The organism is Bacillus sp. RC240 (genome assembly GCF_044907945.1).
Lineage (GTDB): Bacteria > Bacillota > Bacilli > Bacillales > Bacillaceae_G > Bacillus_A > Bacillus_A mycoides.
This window is the reverse complement of sequence record NZ_JBIYCT010000008.1, coordinates 25182-43847: the sequence shown is the minus strand read 5'-3', so window position 1 is coordinate 43847 and position 18666 is coordinate 25182. Positions and strand designations below refer to the sequence as shown.

At 34.1% G+C, this 18666-nt stretch carries 21 protein-coding genes and 1 riboswitch; of the genes, 9 read left to right on the top strand and 12 right to left on the bottom strand.

The genetic code is table 11. The features are described 5' to 3' along the window. The first annotated feature begins 248 nt into the window (after positions 1-248). Positions 249-308: riboswitch (Fluoride riboswitch) on the top strand. 55 nt (positions 309-363) lie between these two features. After that, positions 364-768, top strand: a complete 405-nt coding sequence (gene crcB, locus ABH955_RS21905) for a fluoride efflux transporter CrcB (protein WP_404454546.1) — start codon at positions 364-366, stop codon at positions 766-768. Beyond that, positions 765-1121, top strand: a complete 357-nt coding sequence (crcB, locus tag ABH955_RS21900) for a fluoride efflux transporter CrcB (protein WP_404442009.1) — start codon at positions 765-767, stop codon at positions 1119-1121. The genes crcB (ABH955_RS21905) and crcB (ABH955_RS21900) overlap by 4 nt, the downstream gene beginning before the upstream one ends. 30 nt (positions 1122-1151) lie before the next feature. Here the strand turns inward: crcB (ABH955_RS21900) and ABH955_RS21895 are convergent, their stop codons facing one another. Then, positions 1152-1391, bottom strand: a complete 240-nt coding sequence (locus ABH955_RS21895) for a DUF3947 family protein (RefSeq protein WP_404454549.1) — start codon at positions 1389-1391, stop codon at positions 1152-1154. 165 nt (positions 1392-1556) lie between these two features. Here ABH955_RS21895 and ABH955_RS21890 point away from each other — a divergent pair, with 165 nt between their 5' ends. Then, complete coding sequence (locus ABH955_RS21890; protein ID WP_002144954.1) at positions 1557-1835, top strand: hypothetical protein; 279 nt, start codon at positions 1557-1559, stop codon at positions 1833-1835. A gap of 34 nt (positions 1836-1869) precedes the next feature. On the opposite strand, the gene ABH955_RS21885 is transcribed toward ABH955_RS21890, so the two are convergent. From ABH955_RS21885 to psiE, 5 genes are all read right to left on the bottom strand, one after another. Then, on the bottom strand, positions 1870-2085 hold the full coding sequence (locus ABH955_RS21885; protein ID WP_078175877.1) for a DUF3955 domain-containing protein: 216 nt from the start codon (positions 2083-2085) through the stop codon (positions 1870-1872). Between the two features lie 198 nt (positions 2086-2283). Next, a complete protein-coding gene (locus tag ABH955_RS21880; protein ID WP_404491696.1) occupies positions 2284-3477 on the bottom strand; it encodes an MFS transporter in 1194 nt (397 codons plus the stop codon). After that, on the bottom strand, positions 3470-5032 hold the full coding sequence (locus ABH955_RS21875) for an ABC-F family ATP-binding cassette domain-containing protein (RefSeq protein WP_404491660.1): 1563 nt from the start codon (positions 5030-5032) through the stop codon (positions 3470-3472). Before ABH955_RS21875 ends, ABH955_RS21880 begins: the two co-directional genes overlap by 8 nt. 437 nt (positions 5033-5469) lie before the next feature. Next, complete coding sequence (gene speG, locus ABH955_RS21870; protein WP_404442019.1) at positions 5470-5985, bottom strand: spermidine N1-acetyltransferase; 516 nt, start codon at positions 5983-5985, stop codon at positions 5470-5472. Between the two features lie 139 nt (positions 5986-6124). Beyond that, positions 6125-6529, bottom strand: coding sequence for a phosphate-starvation-inducible protein PsiE (gene psiE / locus ABH955_RS21865; protein ID WP_002129862.1), 405 nt, complete (start codon positions 6527-6529; stop codon positions 6125-6127). A gap of 401 nt (positions 6530-6930) precedes the next feature. Between psiE and ABH955_RS21860 the strand changes: the two genes are divergently transcribed. From ABH955_RS21860 to ABH955_RS21850, 3 genes are all read left to right on the top strand, one after another. Beyond that, a complete protein-coding gene (locus tag ABH955_RS21860; protein WP_404442023.1) occupies positions 6931-7461 on the top strand; it encodes an RNA polymerase sigma factor SigX in 531 nt (176 codons plus the stop codon). Between the two features lie 3 nt (positions 7462-7464). After that, entirely contained in the window at positions 7465-8412 is a 948-nt protein-coding gene (locus tag ABH955_RS21855; protein WP_404491659.1) for a DUF4179 domain-containing protein, read from the top strand. A 319-nt stretch (positions 8413-8731) separates the two neighbouring features. Further along, positions 8732-9094, top strand: coding sequence for a hypothetical protein (locus ABH955_RS21850; RefSeq protein ID WP_404442026.1), 363 nt, complete (start codon positions 8732-8734; stop codon positions 9092-9094). A 261-nt stretch (positions 9095-9355) separates the two neighbouring features. Here ABH955_RS21850 and ABH955_RS21845 read toward each other — a convergent pair whose 3' ends face one another. Beyond that, on the bottom strand, positions 9356-9787 hold the full coding sequence (locus ABH955_RS21845) for an Lrp/AsnC family transcriptional regulator (RefSeq protein WP_002096214.1): 432 nt from the start codon (positions 9785-9787) through the stop codon (positions 9356-9358). 167 nt (positions 9788-9954) lie between these two features. On the opposite strand from ABH955_RS21845, the gene ABH955_RS21840 reads away from it, so the two are divergent. The 3 genes from ABH955_RS21840 (at position 9955) to ABH955_RS21830 (ending at position 12425) form a co-directional block, all read left to right on the top strand. Then, positions 9955-10536, top strand: coding sequence for a beta-class carbonic anhydrase (locus ABH955_RS21840; RefSeq protein WP_404491658.1), 582 nt, complete (start codon positions 9955-9957; stop codon positions 10534-10536). A gap of 31 nt (positions 10537-10567) precedes the next feature. After that, positions 10568-11017: a cyanase gene (gene cynS / locus ABH955_RS21835; protein WP_001081567.1), complete on the top strand. Its 450-nt coding sequence runs from the start codon at positions 10568-10570 to the stop codon at positions 11015-11017. A 127-nt stretch (positions 11018-11144) separates the two neighbouring features. Next, complete coding sequence (locus ABH955_RS21830; RefSeq protein ID WP_404454563.1) at positions 11145-12425, top strand: purine/pyrimidine permease; 1281 nt, start codon at positions 11145-11147, stop codon at positions 12423-12425. Positions 12426-12476: 51 nt separating this feature from the next. Here ABH955_RS21830 and alo read toward each other — a convergent pair whose 3' ends face one another. From alo to ABH955_RS21805, 5 genes are all read right to left on the bottom strand, one after another. Beyond that, a complete protein-coding gene (alo, locus tag ABH955_RS21825) occupies positions 12477-14015 on the bottom strand; it encodes an anthrolysin O/cereolysin O family cholesterol-dependent cytolysin Alo (protein WP_404491656.1) in 1539 nt (512 codons plus the stop codon). Between the two features lie 587 nt (positions 14016-14602). Continuing rightward, positions 14603-15355: an iron ABC transporter ATP-binding protein gene (locus ABH955_RS21820; protein ID WP_002144935.1), complete on the bottom strand. Its 753-nt coding sequence runs from the start codon at positions 15353-15355 to the stop codon at positions 14603-14605. Next, positions 15352-16416, bottom strand: coding sequence for an iron chelate uptake ABC transporter family permease subunit (locus tag ABH955_RS21815; RefSeq protein ID WP_002144933.1), 1065 nt, complete (start codon positions 16414-16416; stop codon positions 15352-15354). Before ABH955_RS21815 ends, ABH955_RS21820 begins: the two co-directional genes overlap by 4 nt. Further along, positions 16413-17429 carry an ABC transporter permease gene (locus ABH955_RS21810; protein WP_404491655.1) on the bottom strand — a complete coding sequence of 339 codons (1017 nt, stop codon included), beginning with the start codon at positions 17427-17429 and terminating at the stop codon, positions 16413-16415. Before ABH955_RS21810 ends, ABH955_RS21815 begins: the two co-directional genes overlap by 4 nt. Before the next feature lie 19 nt (positions 17430-17448). Next, the gene (locus ABH955_RS21805) at positions 17449-18462 is read right to left on the bottom strand and encodes a siderophore ABC transporter substrate-binding protein (protein WP_002144931.1); all 1014 of its coding nucleotides are present in this window, start codon (positions 18460-18462) and stop codon (positions 17449-17451) included. Positions 18463-18666 lie beyond the last annotated feature (204 nt).

Sequence of the window (18666 nt, the reverse complement as noted above, 5' to 3'; positions counted from 1 at the left end):
AGACACAAGAAATATTTTACCATAAAGAAAACTTTACATCATTATATTTAGCTAATAAATAATCATTGTATCTCTCACTGCAATTATCTCGAAATTCAATCTTAACATTTAAGAAGACAAGATTGTAAAGTAATTAAAATCCGCAACAGAGAAATTGCAAATTCAAAGAATATACAGATCCTACTTTCCGCACTTTTCATTAACATATTTATTGGCAATCCAAAATAATATTTAGTACACTATAAATAGAACTTATAGGCGATGGAGTTCGCCATAACTGCTATTTAGCTAATGACTCCTACCAGTATGACTACTGGTAGGAGTCTATTTTTTTTTGAGTAAACTGTTAGAGAGGTGAAGAAATTGAAATATATTATTGTTGGCATAGCCGGTATATTAGGAGCTCTTTCCCGTTATTATTTAGGTTTTACTATCGATACGCTTTGGCATCATTCATTACCACTCGCTACATTAATGATTAACTTAATTGGTTGTTTCTTACTTGCTTTGTTGACCACCTATATCGCTCGGTTAAACATCTTACCTTCCGAAGTTATCACAGGGATTGGAACCGGCTTTATCGGTTCATTTACGACGTTTTCAACATTTAGCGTCGAAACTGTAAAACTAATCAATCATTCTGAGCTAGGTATCGCCTTTTTGTATGTATTATGCAGCATGCTAGGTGGTCTAATTATGTCTGGACTCGGCTATAAACTTGGTGATCTTTCACTACAAAAACGCCTTGGGGAAGGTGAAAAATCATGATTAACACTTTATTAGTAGCAGTCGGAGGATTCTTCGGTGCCATTACACGATTTGCAATTAGTAATTGGTTTAAAGAGAGAAATAAAACTTCATTTCCAATTGCTACATTCCTCATTAATATAACAGGAGCCTTTTTACTCGGATATATAATTGGCAAAGGAATAACTACAAGCTGGCAACTATTATTAGGCACAGGATTTATGGGCGCCTTCACTACATTTTCAACGTTTAAATTAGAGTCTGTTCAGCTTTTCAACCGCAAAAACTTTGGCGTACTATTTTTATATTTAAGTGCTACTTATATGATTGGTATCATCTTCGCATTCCTTGGGATGAAGTTAGGTGGAATATAAAAAAGCGACTCTTTTATCAGTCGCTTTCTTTCATAAAAAGTATGTCCCGCCATATGGAATTGAAAATAAACCAGCTGGATACACATTATAATGTACGATTTGCATCGGAGGCTGTGTATACGGTATATACTGACTCTGCATCATTTGCTCTACTTGTGCTTGTTGTTGCATCTGAATAGCCTGATGCACTGCCTGAATTGTCATCTGTGCCCCGGCCATTGTAATAGCCGGACCTACTTGTCTTCCAGTGTAAAAATGATGGTTCATCATTATTCAGCTCACTTTTTATACAGAATGAATTCCTTTTACATGTTATGTTCACATACAATGCAAGTGTTTTAAATTTACATAAAACATGTTTTTAGCCCAACCCATACATCAAACACCTTCATAGAGTATATAAATGCCCACAAATATATGAAAAGGAGTGAGAATATGAGTTTCTACGAACAACAGCCTTTTACTCAAGATAACTATTATCGAGATCAACATTGGCATCCCCAAAATCCACTAAAACACCAAACAATCGCTATAATTGGTCCTGCTGTTTCTCACGGATTACGTGAAGCTGCTCATCTCGGCTATCAACACGCATTAACCGAAGCTGTCGCTATCGGCTACTTACTTGGAAGAGGTTACGATTATAACACCGCTTGGAAAACCGTTGAATCTTGGTGGAGACCACCAGGATCCCCGCTTCCTACTCCATACTAAAGCGAAAAGACCGTAAATATACGGTCTTTTCACTTTAGCATGCTTTCTTTTTTTGAAGCATCGAGAAAATAGCCATGAACAAAATCGCAATAATTCCAGTAAAAACAAATAAATAAGCTAATGGAATTAAGAAAAATGGTTCCACTAAAGTTCCATCCGGCTTCACTTCCGAACCAATTATATTAAACATAATTATACATAACACTCCTAAAAACATCGGACTAGCCGCTAATAAATATTTGTTTTTCATAATATATTCTCCTTCAATTTCATAATTAATTTTCTGTATTCCTTTTCACTATTCTTACTACCATCATAATAAATCCAACTACATTACAAGTCAACAATTATTTATCGTTTAACAATAAATAATTGTTGACTCAAGTGAAATGAAAAAGGTCTACGAAGCATCTTAAATTGCCTCGCAAACCTTTTAAATCATAAATATTTACACTTCAAATCTCCTACTTAATACAACATAAATTGCGCACAATAGTACTAATATCCCCGCATAAATTAACAAAATTTCTACACTAAACGCATCAGCCAAAGGGCCAAATATAATCATCCCCAAAGGCAAAGCACATGAATTTGCAATTTGTACGAGGCTAAACATTCTGCCATGCATAACTGGATCTACTTTCTCCTGCAATAACACAGTAACTGGCGTATTAAAACATGGCATTGTTATACCAATTAAAAAATTAAAGACTAAATACATAATAAATATCGGTGCAATTCCTAGTCCTATCATAAGCAGACCATATAACGCACAGGCTATCGCCGTTGTATGCATACGATTATGAAAGCCACCCCACGCTGCAATCAGTACGCCACCAGCTGCTGCACCAGCACTAAAGGTCATCTCACTAGCAGTAAGTCTCCACATTTCTGCTCCGAAGGAACGAGTTACCATTAAAGGTGTTAAAAAGGCAGCTGGACTTATTAAAATCATGATAATGATTAATAAAACGAGTAGCCTTTTAATAAATACATTTTCTTTTAAATAAACAAACCCTTCTTTTATACCTTGTAGATTAGATTTTTGCTTACTCTCTACATTCACATGTCCTTCAACTTGAATGATAAACATAATACTAATTCCGATTATAGCCGTAATAACATCAATAAAAAATGTCGTTTCAATGCTGGCAATAGAAAGAATTGCAGCACTTACTGCTGGAGAAAGAAACATAATTATAGATGTAATACTGCTATTTATCCCATTTACTTTCATAAGATAATCTTTCGGAACAATTTGTGGGATTAACGCATTCACAGCCGGTGTTTGTACCCCTGTACCAGCTGAGCGAATGAGTAATACTATAAAAAACATCCAAATACTTTTATATCCTGTTAAAAATAAAATTGCCAAAACTAACGTAGCAATCGCTATAATCCCATCCGATAACATAATCATCTTTTTACGGTCATAACGATCAATCCACACACCAGCAAATAAAGATATCGCAATTTGTGGTAGAAAACCGCAAACAGTTGAAATGGTCAACATCACTCCTGATGATGTTGTAAGGGTGATATACCATATGATCGCGTACTGTACGAGAGATGAACCGAACAACGAAATCGTTTGAGCGGTCAAAAACATTATTATTTTCACTTTCCAATCATTATCATTTATCATCTTTTTTACTCTCCTCAATTAAACCGCTCTCTATGTTGAAAATACTATCTGCCCAACCATGATAAAAACTTGCTTCGTGAGATACGAGTATGATGCTACCCTTAAACTGAATTAATGCCTTTTGCAAAGATTCCTTCGCTTCTGCATCTAAATGATTCGTCGGCTCATCTAAGATTAAAAAATTACACGGTGATAATAATAATCCGCACAGTTTCACCTTCGATTGTTCACCACCACTTAACGTATGAATTTCTTGCGAAACATGAGTATCCTTCACACAACACGCAGCTAAATGATGACGTATTTCCTTCATATTCAGTTTAGGAAACTGTTCTGAAATAATTTGAAGCGGCGTTAAAGAATCATTGCTCCAATTTAAATCTTGTTCATAATATCCAATCTTTATTTGCTCTGAGAAGTGAAATTCTCCAGAAATACTAGCAATAGTGCCAACGATTGTTTTTAATAAAGTAGATTTCCCTACTCCATTGAACCCTGTAATAACAAGTTTTTGCCCACCCATTACTGAGAAATTCAATTTTGGTAAGAGAGCAAAGTCATAACCAACTTCAAGGTTATTTACCTCAAGAACTGTTTGAACTGAAATAGGAAGTTCCCGAAAATGAATAGACGGTTTATAAGTAAAACTTGGTGGCGCAATTCTTTCCATACGTTGCAACTGCTTTCTACGTCCTTGCGCTATTTTTGAATTCACTCCAGCAATATTTCTACGAATATACTCTTCCGTTTTTTCAATTTTCTTTTGTTGTGCATGATATTGGCGAATATAATCTTTTCGCAAATGCTTCTTTTGTCTTACAAAATCTGAGTATTTTCCGTAATACTTCTTAACCGTTCCAAACTCTACATCACATATGCAAGAAGTCACTTTTTCCAGAAAATCAAAATCATGTGACACTACAATAAAAGCCCCTTCAAAATTCATTAAATAATTAGCAAGCCACTCCACATGCTCTTTATCAAGAAAATTCGTCGGTTCATCTAGTAATAAAATATTAGGCTCTTCTAATAAAAGCTTCGCTAAAATTACTTTTGCACGTTGTCCCCCGCTTAGTTCAGCGATTATACGATTCATGCCAATAGCATTAACACCTAAGCCAGCTGCAATTTTATTAATTGTGCTATCTACCGAATAAAAATCACGAGCCTCAAGTTGTTCTTGATATGCGGCCGCTTTTAACAATTTGTCAGGATCACCTGTCATAGCACTTTCTTCATACAATTTGTTCATTCTATCTTCCATTTCAAACAAATCATGAAAAGCTCTCTTTAAATATTGTGAAATGGTATAAATTCCATCAATTTCTGTATATTGATCAAGATGCCCAATTTGAATATTAGGCTGCCACTTTATGTCTCCCTTATCAGGAATTATTTCTTCAATCAATATTTTCATTAACGTACTTTTCCCCGCACCATTCTGTCCAACAATCCCCATATGTTCTCCTTTATGCAAATCAAAAGAAGCATTTTCATATAAGGCTTTATCTATAAAACTATGTGATAAACTTTCAACTTTAAGTAAACTCATTCGTATTCCTCTTTTCCTGAAATTAAAAAAAGCAGAGAGATAGCGTCATTCGACACTAGCCCTCTGCTTCGTGGTTTTTTCCTATACTACTCCAATTTATTTTAAAAACTCATCGGAATAATATACACAAAGGGCCATAGACAAAGCATTGTCTATGGCCCCTTAATCTATTTTATACATCAGCTAAAAACCAAAACCAAATAAGCATAGATAAACTATACTTTTTTAGAAAAGTTATTCAGCCGATGAATATCGGGGATTTATACCCCTTGATTAAGCTCCGTACAACGCTTCACCGTATACATTTGTGCGGAGCAAAGTTTTCTAATGAGTTTTACAAATTTTATATAAAGCATGTTCTGCACCTTCCTTAATACTTAAAAGGGATTTTAGCATACGGTTTTATGAAGCGTCAAGATTACTTCCAAATAATTCAACTACTTATTTTCAAAATATTGCTTCTGGAACATACACATTCTTATCGCATTATGATAGTTACCATCAACGAAAAACTCGTCTTGTAACTCACCCTCCACGATAAATCCAACCTTTTTATAAACATGTACAGCCTTTTCATTCTCTTTATCAACAACTAAATAAAGTTTATGCATATTTAATACAGAAAAAGCGTAATCCATCGCTAAACGCGTCGCTTCCGCTGCATAACCATGTCCTTGATAATTCGGATCAATAATAATTTGGAATTCAGTTCTTCGATGAATATAATCGATTTCCACTAACTCGACTAATCCAACCATCTCATTATCTTTCTCCAGGATAAAACGGCGTTCACTTTGATCATGTATATGTTTATCATATAAATCCTGTAGTTCTACAAATGCCTCATACGGCTCTTCAAACCAATAAGACATAATATGTGCGTTATTATTAAGTTCGTGTACAAACTTTAAATCTTCCCGTTCTAAAGGACGTAACTTTAATTCCTGATTCATTTCTATAACCTCCAAGTAAAATAACCTCTTCACTTAATTTCTCAATTTTTTTCGATTTCAAACGCCCTATTTACATTGTAAACTTTCAAGTAACTTGAAGGTCAAGATGAAAAAGTAGTGCAAACTGATGTCTGCACTACTACTCTTTTCTCAAATCTCTCATATTTGATATGTATAAAGCAATGACTAAAACAAGAATGGATCCTGCATATAATAACGTCTCCATCGGTTCCTCATGAGATACAATAATCAATCGAATTAAAGCCGTAATTCCGATATAAATAAAATAGCGTAACGGAAAATGATAATTCGATTTAAAATACTTAATGATTAATGCGATGAACTCAAAGTATAAGAAGTAGACAATGATACTTTCAACTAATTTATAAGATGTATACTTCTTCGCCGAAAATATGTATTGAATAAACGTGATTGTCTCATTAATTAAAAAGATAGATAAAACAATGGATAATATAATTAGAGCTATATTTAATATCCACTGTAACACGCTAGCTATATAATGATCGATATTAAATGATTTCATTTTCTCTTTAAACTCCCCTTCGTATACGTACGTATTTATTATAGCAAAATTATCATTGGAAAGAAGTTAAATCATACTTCCTCCCTTTACTCTCACCGGTATATAGAACTTCCAATACTTGAAGTAACCTTTTCACGATTGAGCTTAATTGCACATTCAGAAGCTCTTCCAACTCACTATTATTAATCGCCTTTTCAATAAGACGTGTTTAATCTTGTAAAATACACTTATGTGCATAGTTAGAAACACTATTACAACTCGAACACTGCCATCCTTTTTTCACCTTAACAGATGAATATTTTTTTCGTACATAATAAAAAAATAAAAAATTTTGTCACAAAACCCGTTATTCCGGGTTCTCTATAATACAGGCATCAAATGAGAGTGAGGTTTTAACTGACATGTTAAAAATAAAAAAGGAAGACAGCCCTTTTTCGGATGTGACATTTGAAGATTTGTTTAAACAAAACTATGTTTACGTTGTGAAACAGATCGTATGGATTGTCAAAAATCAGACTATCGCTGAAGAATTAGCCCAAGAAGTCTTTTTACAGCTATATCGCAACGATTGGAAGAGAATTGAACACTTACCTGGATGGCTAATAAAATCTTCTACTTATGTAGCGTATAAATATCTACGATCTGAAAAACGACATCAGGCGAGAGTAGATAAAACCATACAATATCATGAAGTACAACATATTTCATCATTAGATGATGACTGGATTAGACAAGAAGAAATTACAAAGGTACAAATGGTACTCAGTAACATGGATGAACGGGATCGAACCATTTTATTGATGAAATTTTCTGGTTTTCAGTATAAGGAAATTGCCGAAGTGCTTCAAATCGACATATCTTCTATTGGAACATTATTAGTCCGAGCCAAACAAAAGTTTCGTAAGATTTATAAACAGTTAGAGGAGGCGTAATAAATGAATTGTTATGATGTGGGATTTATTCAAGCATATATGGATGGGGAATTACCTTATGAGACAAGAAAAGAATTCACAAAACATTTAGATACGTGTAACGCATGCCAAGACTTATTACTAGAAATTAGCAAATTAAATCAATGGGAAAATGTCATGTTAGAGGAAGAAATAGTACATTCATCAAAGGAAATCAAAATTGATGTAGACCAAGCGTGGAAAGCATTTGAAAATCGCGCAAAATTAGAAGATGTTTCTTATATCAATCAAAAACCTGAACAGAAGAAGGGATTATTTACAAATATGAATAAAAAATCAAAACGTTTCATGTATATAGCAGTAGCGGTAGCAGGGCTTTTTTCAACAGCCATGATTCCACAAGTTCGAGTGGCAGCTACAGATGTTGCCTCTTATTTTTCCAATGCAATTTCAAATGATACGATTATTGATGAAGGAAGAGACGTTACAAAAGGGCAATTTATTCCTCTTGATGAAAAGATTACAGATCAAGGTGTTACAGTACATCTGAAAGAATTATATGTAGCGGATGCACGTATATCCGTTCATTACAAAATTGAAAAAGAAAATGGAAATGTAGTACCGTTTGAATTTGATACAACGGGGTTACAACTTAAAGATGATGGCAAAGTAAATGGTCAACAAGAAAAAAACCCAGAGTATAAGAAAAATGGGTACTTCGGACAATTAGCATTTATTCAAGGAGCAAATGGTGGACCATTAGAACTAAAAGCATCCGGTGAAGAATTAAAGCATATAGGTATTCGTTTTAAGGATAGACCAGAAGGTGTCATTACATTTATCGAAGGTCCTGAAGGGAAAGATTCTTTCAAACAACCACTTACATTAGATGTAAATATAAGCAGGATTGGAAAATTATCTGGTTCTTGGAAAAGTCAACTTCAAATTGATCCTACCAAATTGAAAAAATAAAGTAAATTTAAATGAAAAAAAGAATAGAACGATGTGTATCCAATACCCTGCTTATATTCTTCCTTGTGTTACTTACATTTATTTCATACATGATTTCTACTCTATCATTTTTAATTTCATAAACATAAAAAGGTAGTATAGAAAGTAGCCGGTTCCTTAACATACAGGGAATCGGCTACTTTTTGTCCAAACGCACAATTTTCTTTTTTCGTATGGTGCCCCTACATGCAAAACTTACATAAAATCTAGATGAACTCCAAATAAACTCCAGATACTTGTTTTATGCTAAATGTAATCTTAAACAAGGAGGTAATGGAAAATGTTTAAAACATTATTAGCAGGAACACTTTTAAGTACAGGATTATTAGCGGGTGGTGCAGTAGATACAGAAGATATGAAAACGAACAAACTAGAATCGAATAAAAAAATAGAATGGAAACAAACAAATAAAAGTGAAAAAGAATCCGCAAAAAAGATGGACAAAGGTAGAAAAATTGATCAAAATCAACCAATGTCAGTTACAACAAGTGTAGATGGAACAACAACTTCTTCGCCAATCCATAATTCACCTGAAGACGCAGTGCCAGCAATTCCTAACGAAGATGTGAAATCTAACCATAATCAAACCTTTGAAATGCCTGAGGACACTAAATCAAAACCTGTACATGATTCTTCTAAATAAGCTATAAAATGAAATAGGATCATACCGTCAGATAAGTAATAATAGAATCCCTGTTGCATACAGCGCAGGGGTTTTGATGTTAAAAAAGTTCCCTTCACTAGTCAAAAGCAAATAATGAAAAAAGAAAAATCAGATGTAAAATAATCAATAATTATTAAAAACAAATAAAAGGATTATCTCTTATTTAATAAGAGATAATCCTTTTATTTTTGGAACCATCTCTTTCCCACCAGCAAAAAGAACCATAAACTTGCAGAAAGTTTATTTTAACTTCCCTATCGATAGGTTAACACGATAATTCCCATACTTTAATAGTCGCCCCAGAAAGTTATCCAATTCTTCATTAGAAGCGAAATGTGTTTTTAATAAATAACACCCCTCACCACTTATACGGTGTACTTCAGAAATTCCTTCTTCTCCTTGAAAGAAATTCATAAACTCTTGATGATTAGCTGTTGTTACGAACAAAGTAACAAATGCAGTCACTACTTGTCCTAATTTGATTCGGTTTATTGCGATTGTGTATTGCTCAATAATCCCTAAATCCTCTAACCTTCGAATTCGATTTCCTACAGCCTGCCCCGTCATATGTATTTTCTGACCAAGTTCTTTCCATTGTATTCTTGAGTTTTCTCCTAATAATTTTAGTATCTCAAAATCTGTTTGATCAATGATATAAACCAATCCTTTCACCGTGAAAGTAGAAAGCCAGAAAGTGTTTCGCCAGCTTATTCTGCTTATCGATACAATTCACTATACTTAGTTTATCCTCTTACATCACATTATTTATCAGTTATATTCACTTATAACATAGAGGACGCAACAAAAAAATACATCTAGATTTAAAGGAGGTTACAAATATGTTATTACAAGAAATCCTATCGTTCAATGAACAATTTGTAGAAAATAAGGAATACGCTCCTTGCGAAGCGACAAAAATGCCTAAAAAACGTATGGTTGTTGTTTCTTGCATGGATGCTCGTTTAATTGAGCTACTTCCAAAAGCTTTAGATATACACGATGGTGATGCAAAAGTTATCAGAAATGCAGGTGGTAAAATTGCTTCTCCTTTCGATAGCGTTATGCAAAGTGTTGTAGCGTCAGTATATGATTTAAATGCAGATGAAATCTTCCTTATCGGACACCAAAGATGTGGTGCGAGCCAAACTAATCCAAAAGGAACACTTCAAAAAATATTAGATCGCGGAGTAGCTTCACCAGAAATTTTATCAGCGATTGAATATGCTGGTGTTGACCTTGAAAAATGGTTATTTGGATTCGATGATGTCAACGGTTCAACTCAAGCTAATGTTGATTTAGTAAGAAATCATCCACTTATTCCAAAAGATGTTCCTGTACATGGTTTAGTTATTGATCCTCACACAGGTAAATTAGACTTAATAGTTGATGGATATAAAGCATCAACTGGTATGAAAAATTAATTATTACTTAAATGAAGGGAAGTTATTAGATATGAATAGACAAGAAGCTACGCAAAAAATTATGGAAGCAAAAATTGCAAAAGGTTTAACATGGGAAGAAATTTCAAAAGTAAGTGAAAACTCTGAGACTTGGGTTGTAACAGCGTTATTAGGACAAGCTACAATGACACGTCCAGAAGCAGAAAAAATCGGTAAACTATTAGAATTAGATGAAGAAGTAGTTCAAGCATTAACAGTAGTTCCACTTAGAGGTCAAGTAATGCAAATGCCTCCTACTGACCCAATCTTATATCGATTATATGAAATGATGTTACAATACGCACCAACTCTTAGAGAATTAATTCTAGAAAAAGCTGGCGAAGGTGTAATGAGTGCAATTAACTTCAATCTAGGTGTGGACACACAAGAAGATCCAAAAGGTGGCGACCCTCGTATCGTGATTACACTTAACGGGAAATTCTTACCGTTCCGTACATGGTAATTAATTAAAAATCTATCTATATAATTAAAGTGATTTTATAGATTTATAAAATCCATCCTTTTTAATCTAGCTGTGTAGAAAGGATGGATTTTTACTATGAGATTCTTTTTATACAAGGGAGAATAATATGAATAAAAAATACGTCGATACGAGCTTTAGTATTCTACAGTGGTTTGTGTTTTTATTAGCAAATGCAATTGCATTGCCTATCATTATTGGTGGCATATTCCATTTATCAATAGAAGATATCTCAACATTAATGCAACGAACTTTTTTAGTTGTAGGAGTAAGTTCATTTATACAAGCATGGTTTGGGCATCGCTATCCCATAGCGGATGGGCCAGCCGGTTCATGGGTAAGTATATTTGTCATATTGGGACAAGTCGCTATGCATCAGGGACAAAGTGCAAAGGATGTATTACAACTTCTAGAAGGCGGATTAATTATTGCAGGTATATTACTCTTCGTCCTTGGTATAACAGGGCTTGTTCATCGAATTCTACGTTTATTTACACCCTTGGTTACAGGAACTTTTCTTTTAATATTATCCCTTCAGCTTAGTGGTGTGTTACTAAAAGGAATGATGGGATTACAAGGAGCTGTAACTCATCCTGATTATACAACGGCTGCTATTGCTCTCTTTGTTTTTGCCCTTATTACTTTCTTATCAATTAAAGGGAACGGATGGATGAAAAGTTACGCTGTGTTACTTGGAATTTCATGTGGTTCGCTTTTGTATGCTGTATTAGGAAAATCATCTCATATGCCTTCACACACACCGTTAGTTAAGTTACCAGAGCTATTTTCTTGGGGCACACCTAGATTAGATATTGGAATGGCTCTAACTGCAACTTTATTTACATTTCTTTTAGTTGCAAATACAATCGCTGCTATTTCGGCTGTAAAACAAGTGGCTCCGTCATCTAAAGAAAATGAAAAGCAAATACTGAACCGCGGCGTGTGGGCCGGAGGTATATCGCATATTATCTCGTCGTTGTTTTCTACAATTGGAATTGTACCATTACCTGCATCAGCAGGATTTATTCAACTAACAGGACAAAGAAAAGTGAAGTCGTTCCTTATAGCAAGTCTTATATTAGCAGGAATTTCTTTTATTCCTTCAATTGTAAACTTTATATCCTTGCTACCAGGTCCTATTGCTAATGCTGCACTTTTAGCAACATTTGTCCAAGTAATAGGCATTTCATTTCAATCCATTTTACGTGAAGAATTAAATCAACGCCGATTAACTATATTAGGAATTTCATTATTAATCAGTTTGGGAATAATGTTTCTTCCAGAAAGTGCATTTAGCGGAATTCCTTCTTCCTTACAATATGTTTTAAGTAATGGATTACTTGTGGGTACCATGCTTGTCATTCTATTGGAACAGTTTTGGAAAGAGTAAAATTTGTGACTAAGTAAAAAAGCGCCCTGCTTACAGGGCGCCTTTTTATACCTAATGACTAATACTAGCAGTTGGGTATAATGTTGTTCCTCCAATTGAAACTTTTATTTCATTTGTTAATGGAACATTTTGTTCATTAATAATTGTTCTCCACCATTCCCATGCAAGACCAGTACATTCTCTTGCTACGATTTTTATATTTTTTGAATTTGGTGGAAGAGGGATAACTGTAGAGTAATGAGCCGTTTTGTCTTTGCCGCTACCATCCCATGTTTTATGTGTTAGTACTTCTTTACCATTTTGATCAAATGTGAATTCATCCCAAGATACATCAAATTGCGCAACGTAAGCACCGTAATGATCCAGTGTCATTTTAGCACTTGAATATTCTGTAGTTGTCGTCTCGATATAATCTGTATTGTTATGAACAGCAGCAGTTGCATTATCTTTTAAAAAAGTACTTGTATATGAAATTGGGTATGCTGGATTTTTAAGACTTAATTCAGCATTATCTTTAATGATATTTCGGATTTCATTGAAATCTTTAGTAACAACCTTGTTATGCTCTTTCGCATCTCCGCCTAATACTACAGCAGTAAAAGTACTTTCTTCAAAAATATCTTTGTACTGTCCACTCGTTTCGACGCTATTATTCTTAAGTAGGGCTTTAAAAGCAGCTTGTACATCTTTGCTCTTAGATGTTGTTTCTAATTTTACATAAACAGTTCTACCATAAGCTACATTTGAGACCATAACAGGCGGAGCCGAATTACTTACACCTTTACGAGTTAACTCCCCAAAAGTAACACTATTATCAAAAAGATCGGATGGATTGTTAGGTAGTTCAGCACTTACGGTATAAAATATTTGCTTATATGCCGCTACCATCACTTTTTTCTCTCCATTTGCAACCGCATTAAAATCAATGTTTAGACTGTTATCAAGATATTTGGCGTTAACGTTAAGGGCACTTGCGATTTGTGATTTACTATAAACCATAGATTCTGTATACTGCATTCTTGCAGGTAACGTATGTGTTTTAGAATACTTTTCATTCCAAGTAGATACTAAACCATCTACTGCTCCAGCCACATTACCATATATCGGATTTTGGACAGTAATTGTATTTTCTTTTCTCATGCCAGGTAAGTCTATGCTAATATTCAAAGGCTTTCTCTTAGCCACTAATAAACTCGGTTGATTGTCTGCAAAAGCTTTATTTGCAAGTTGTACCGCTCCTGGATACGTACGATTCACCACAGAATCAATAATCGAAATATCGACTGGTGAAGTTGTAAGTGATTTTTTCTCGCGTTCCACTACTACAAATTTACCATTTGAATTGATACTTTCTTTCGGAACAAAACTCTCTACCTTATCACCATTTACAGCTAAAACCTCTTGATTATTATATTTAAGATTTGCTATACCAGTATCAATGCCACTAGCATTTTTGGTTACATCAGTTGTATTACCTGCTTGTGTTTCTGCGAAGGAAATAGATGAATAATTAATAGTGCATAGACTAACTAATAAACACGCAAGGAACTTTCTTCTTTTAGTGTTTTTCTTAATATTCAGAAAAATCACCCCGTTCTTTTTTAGTAAGATATGATAATGATTGATAAATGATAGCTAACTAATAAACCTACATAAATGCTTTTAAAAGTTCTTGAATTAACGGGATTACGCCACCTACAAATTTCAAAACTGCCATTGCGATTTCCATATTATTTCCTCCTTTTTTATTGCTACGAAAATGTGATGTATCTTTATGCCCTCATTATAGTGACCCCTTACACTTTTATCAATACACTCTTATATGCAATATTGCATACAAAAAAACAAGCTGAATTCTTATAAAAAGTTATACAGAGATAAATTTTTCGTTTGGTAGATACTTGAAAAGGTGAAGCATTCCTTTGCATTTTATGAGTAATTTACAAGTTTATTGTTGGAAGCGTCGCAGGACTGGAAGTAATGAAATACCTGTGGGACTGTTACGAGCAGCCAGAAACATTAAGAGTTATCATGGGCAATCGCATTAAAAAAAGCTGCTGCCTATAAAATACAGACAGCAACTTCAACTAGAGTAGCTGGCATGATTTACGCAAGCTACAATATATAATTTGATTTTCTATTAGTTTTTTTGCATACTCATTTTTTACATTTTGTAACTAATAAACAGCGATCGGACCATAAGGACCATTGATAATTTCTATTTTTGTTTCAAAAATATCTGTCAAAATTTTTGGGTCCATAACCTCTTCTACTGTTCCAAAAGCAGCAATTTGTCCATCTTTCATAGCACAAATTTTGTCAGAGTATTTAGCAGCAAAATTTATGTCATGCATAACAGTCAAAATTGTTCTTCCGAATTCATTAGCTGCACGTCTCAAATGCTCCATCATTTGAACAGAACGAGCAACATCAAGGTTGTTCAGAGGCTCGTCCAAAAGTACATATTCAGTCTCTTGGCACAATACCATCGCTACATATGCTCTTTGCCTTTGACCACCAGAAAGCTCATCTAAATATCTATTCTCTAAATTAGTTAAATCCAAGAAATCGATATATTTAGAAATAATAGATTCATCCTCTTTAGTTAACCTTCCCTTTGAATAAGGAAAGCGCCCAAATCCAACTAGTTGTCTAACAGTAAGCCTCGTTACAAAATGATTTTCTTGTCGCAATATAGTCAAAACTTTTGCTAAGTCTTTTGATTTGGATTCAGAAACATCCATATTCGCTACCTGAATTTGACCTTCATCCATATCTAAGAGTCTTCCAATCATCAAAAGTGTCGTTGACTTTCCAGCTCCATTTGGTCCAATTAAAGAAGTAAAGCCCGCTTTTGGTATTTCAATATCTAAAGGTCCTATTTTTACCTTATCAGTATAGAACTTTTTAACGTTATCAATTTTTATCATAAAGCCCTCTTCCTTAAAACTATAGTTAAGAATATTATTCCACCAAATAATTCGATAATAACTGAAACTACACCTTGAGCATGGAATACATGATACATTAAAAAGTATGCACTCGTCATTATCAAAAATCCTATAGCAAAAGCCATTGGAAAAATATATCTATGATCATAAGTTGACGCCGCCTGATAACTCAAAGTTGCTACTAAAAAGCCGTAGAAAGTAAGTGGCCCAATTAGAGCTGTTGAGATGGACATTAAAATAGCTACTAATACAAGCGTATAAATTACACTAGGTTGATATTTAACCCCAAAAGAAGTAGCAACATCCTTTCCTAGTGACAAAACATTCAAATTCTTAGAATGAGCCAAAATTAATACTGCTACAATTATGACCATAGGAATTACAATAGGAAAATATGCAGGATCTGCATGATTAACAGAACCAAATAACCTTGCTTGTAAAATATCAAACTCTGAAGGCGCAAGTAGTTTTCTCATGAAAGTTGACACAGAATTTAGCCCGGTACCAATAATAATTCCAACTAAAAGCATAAGTTGTAAATTCCCGTATTTACCGGAAAGTAACCATCCATAAAGTATCAAACTCATGAAGACCATAACAACAACTTGGAATAAAAATGATCCAATTCCACTAAAATTTATCAATGCACTAGCACCAAAGAAGAATATTGTACTCGTTTGAATTGCTGAATAAAGTGATTCGAAACCTAAAAGCGAAGGAGTAATAATTTTATTATTCGTAATAGATTGGAAAGCAACTGTCGACAAACTATGACAAACTGCAGCAATAATCATAGCAACAATAGCTACTATCCTTCTCTTAACAACTGGGATAAAAGAAGGTGAATCTATCGGAACTGGATTGTTATAAACTAAAAGTCCATATGAAGAAAGGAGGCCTAAAGCAATCAATGTTATCAGTAAAATCCAATAACGTCTTGCTTCCTTCTTAGAACGAAAAGCACTAGCTGATCTACTTTCATTATGAAGGCTAGAATCGATTTCGACATTTTCTTTATTTCTATATTCTAATGTGATCATCGTAGCCTCCTTGGTTTTCTTTGTCTCAATAAAATAGTAATAAACACGACTGCTCCCACTGTTGCAAGTATTAAAGAAACAGGTACTTCAAACGGCTTTATAATTGTTCGAGAAATGATGTCACAGGCAGTTATTGTCCCCATTCCGATCACACATACCCAAGGTAAATTACTCCTAAGATCATCACCTCTAAACATTGAAACAATATTTGGAACAATTAATCCCAAGAAAGGTAAGTGTCCAATAACAGCTGCAACAATTCCAACTGCAACAGAGATAAGGCCAGTCCCAAAAAGAACAATTCTATTGTAATTAACTCCAAGGCTTGTTGCGACATCTTCTCCTAGTCCAGCTAAAGTCAATCTATTAGCATACATAAAAATAAGCAAAGTAATGATAACAATCAGCCATAAATATTCATATCTTCCAACCTGAACGTTAGCAAATGAACCTACAAACCAGGTTTCAATACTTTGCGTCATTTGAAAAAGGAGTCCCAAAAAAGTAGACACTGCAGAAATAACTGCTCCAAGCATCAATCCGATAATCGGGACAATTAAAGACGAACGAAGTTTAACTCTTCTTAAAAATAAAAAGAAAATCATAGTTCCTATAAAAGAAAAAATGATTGCACCAGTCATTCTTTGAACTAAAGTCGGGGCAGGAAATAATAAATATACAAAAAGCAGGCCTAAGCCTGACCATTCAATAGTCCCCGTTGTAGTAGGTTCAACAAAACGATTCTGTGTAATGAGTTGCATTACGAGTCCTGCCATCGCCATTGCAGCACCAGTAAGCATTAATGCAACTGTTCTCGGAACACGAGTTATAAAAAACATCTCCATTCCGTCCTCTTGTCCGCGTATATCATAAACTCCAGTAAACAGTGATATAATCCCTAAAATTATAACAATCATAATCGCTATTATAAAAGGTTTTGTCCATATTTTATTGTGATTATAAAACTGGGGTTGAGAAGTATTCTCAACCCTAGAAATCATATTTTTTGACACTGTTTCGTACTCCTTTACACTACTTAGCTAAAGTTTTTGCAATATTACCAAATAACTCTATGTAAGTCTGAATTGATTCATTTGTGTAAGTATCTTCTGGTGCATAAACAACCTGTTTTTTAGAAACAGCAGTTGTGTTTTGAAGAGCAGGTGATTTAGAAATAACATCTTTAGCAGGAGCTGAAGTAGCAGCATCAGATGTTGCAGCATCACGATCTAATACGAAAAGCCAATCAGGATTTGTTTGTGCAATAGCTTCAACAGAAACGTCATCACCTTTATGACCTGCAGTAGAATTAGATACTTCTAGTGCTGGAGTCCAACCGAAAATTTCATACATTGGTCCCCAAACGCGACCAGAGTGAGGAGCTGCAAAACCAATATTCCCACCAGTAACGATAACACTCATAACTTTATCTTTTCCATTATAAGCAGATTTTACATTTTCAATAGATTTATCAAAATCAGCTACTAATTTTTTAGCTTCTTTATCTTTATCAAAGATTTTTCCTAAAGAAATTGTAGAATCTTTAAGCCCTTTTACTAAGTTTTCTCCAGGCTTAGTAGCTTTCTCAGAAACATCAACATTAAGATCAATAACAGCTGCATTTGGCACTAATTTTTTGATCTCTTCGTAATGGCCAGCAAATCTTTGACCAACGATTACAAGTTCAGGGTTTGCCGCTGCAATAATTTCAAGATTTGGTTCACGGTGATTTCCAATATTTTGAACTTTACTATCCTTTACATATGCTGAATCTGCAGGCATTACATCCTTTGGAGCAGCCGCTAATTTAATTCCCCAATCAGCTAAAGTTTCAAAAGTTCTATTATCCAAAGCAACTACATTTTTTGGATTTACAGGGACTTTAACAGTTCCATGTGCATCAGTGATTTCAACTGTTTTTGGCTTATCACTACTATCACCTTTATTAGCTTTCGAAGTTTCCTTACTTGAATCTGAGCAAGCTACTAACATTAAAGTGAAAATTGCTAAAATACTTACTAATTTTAAAAGCATAGTTTTTTTCATACGTATACTCCTTATAATGTAATTTAGTTCGAAAATGATAACGTCCATAGATTAAATTAGATAGTAACCTTTATGCATCTAAATCGCTATTGATAATCATTTTCATTTGAATATCCTGTTAATAAGTATAGTCATTAATTATGTGAAAATCTTGTGAATGGTGTGAGTTAATAAAACTAAACATAAATTAGATACAGTCTCATC

What these genes read in the sequence shown, in the direction of transcription:
- crcB (WP_404442009.1), top strand. Translation starts at nt 765, where the DNA reads ATGATTAACACTTTATTAGTAGCAGTCGGAGGATTCTTCGGTGCCATT.
- ABH955_RS21895 (WP_404454549.1), bottom strand. Translation starts at nt 1,391, where the DNA reads ATGATGAACCATCATTTTTACACTGGAAGACAAGTAGGTCCGGCTATT.
- ABH955_RS21890 (WP_002144954.1), top strand. Translation starts at nt 1,557, where the DNA reads ATGAGTTTCTACGAACAACAGCCTTTTACTCAAGATAACTATTATCGA.
- ABH955_RS21885 (WP_078175877.1), bottom strand. Translation starts at nt 2,085, where the DNA reads ATGAAAAACAAATATTTATTAGCGGCTAGTCCGATGTTTTTAGGAGTG.
- ABH955_RS21875 (WP_404491660.1), bottom strand. Translation starts at nt 5,032, where the DNA reads ATGAGTTTACTTAAAGTTGAAAGTTTATCACATAGTTTTATAGATAAA.
- speG (WP_404442019.1), bottom strand. Translation starts at nt 5,985, where the DNA reads ATGAATCAGGAATTAAAGTTACGTCCTTTAGAACGGGAAGATTTAAAG.
- psiE (WP_002129862.1), bottom strand. Translation starts at nt 6,529, where the DNA reads ATGAAATCATTTAATATCGATCATTATATAGCTAGCGTGTTACAGTGG.
- ABH955_RS21860 (WP_404442023.1), top strand. Translation starts at nt 6,931, where the DNA reads ATGTTAAAAATAAAAAAGGAAGACAGCCCTTTTTCGGATGTGACATTT.
- ABH955_RS21855 (WP_404491659.1), top strand. Translation starts at nt 7,465, where the DNA reads ATGAATTGTTATGATGTGGGATTTATTCAAGCATATATGGATGGGGAA.
- ABH955_RS21850 (WP_404442026.1), top strand. Translation starts at nt 8,732, where the DNA reads ATGTTTAAAACATTATTAGCAGGAACACTTTTAAGTACAGGATTATTA.
- ABH955_RS21840 (WP_404491658.1), top strand. Translation starts at nt 9,955, where the DNA reads ATGTTATTACAAGAAATCCTATCGTTCAATGAACAATTTGTAGAAAAT.
- cynS (WP_001081567.1), top strand. Translation starts at nt 10,568, where the DNA reads ATGAATAGACAAGAAGCTACGCAAAAAATTATGGAAGCAAAAATTGCA.
- ABH955_RS21830 (WP_404454563.1), top strand. Translation starts at nt 11,145, where the DNA reads ATGAATAAAAAATACGTCGATACGAGCTTTAGTATTCTACAGTGGTTT.
- ABH955_RS21820 (WP_002144935.1), bottom strand. Translation starts at nt 15,355, where the DNA reads ATGATAAAAATTGATAACGTTAAAAAGTTCTATACTGATAAGGTAAAA.
- ABH955_RS21815 (WP_002144933.1), bottom strand. Translation starts at nt 16,416, where the DNA reads ATGATCACATTAGAATATAGAAATAAAGAAAATGTCGAAATCGATTCT.
- ABH955_RS21805 (WP_002144931.1), bottom strand. Translation starts at nt 18,462, where the DNA reads ATGAAAAAAACTATGCTTTTAAAATTAGTAAGTATTTTAGCAATTTTC.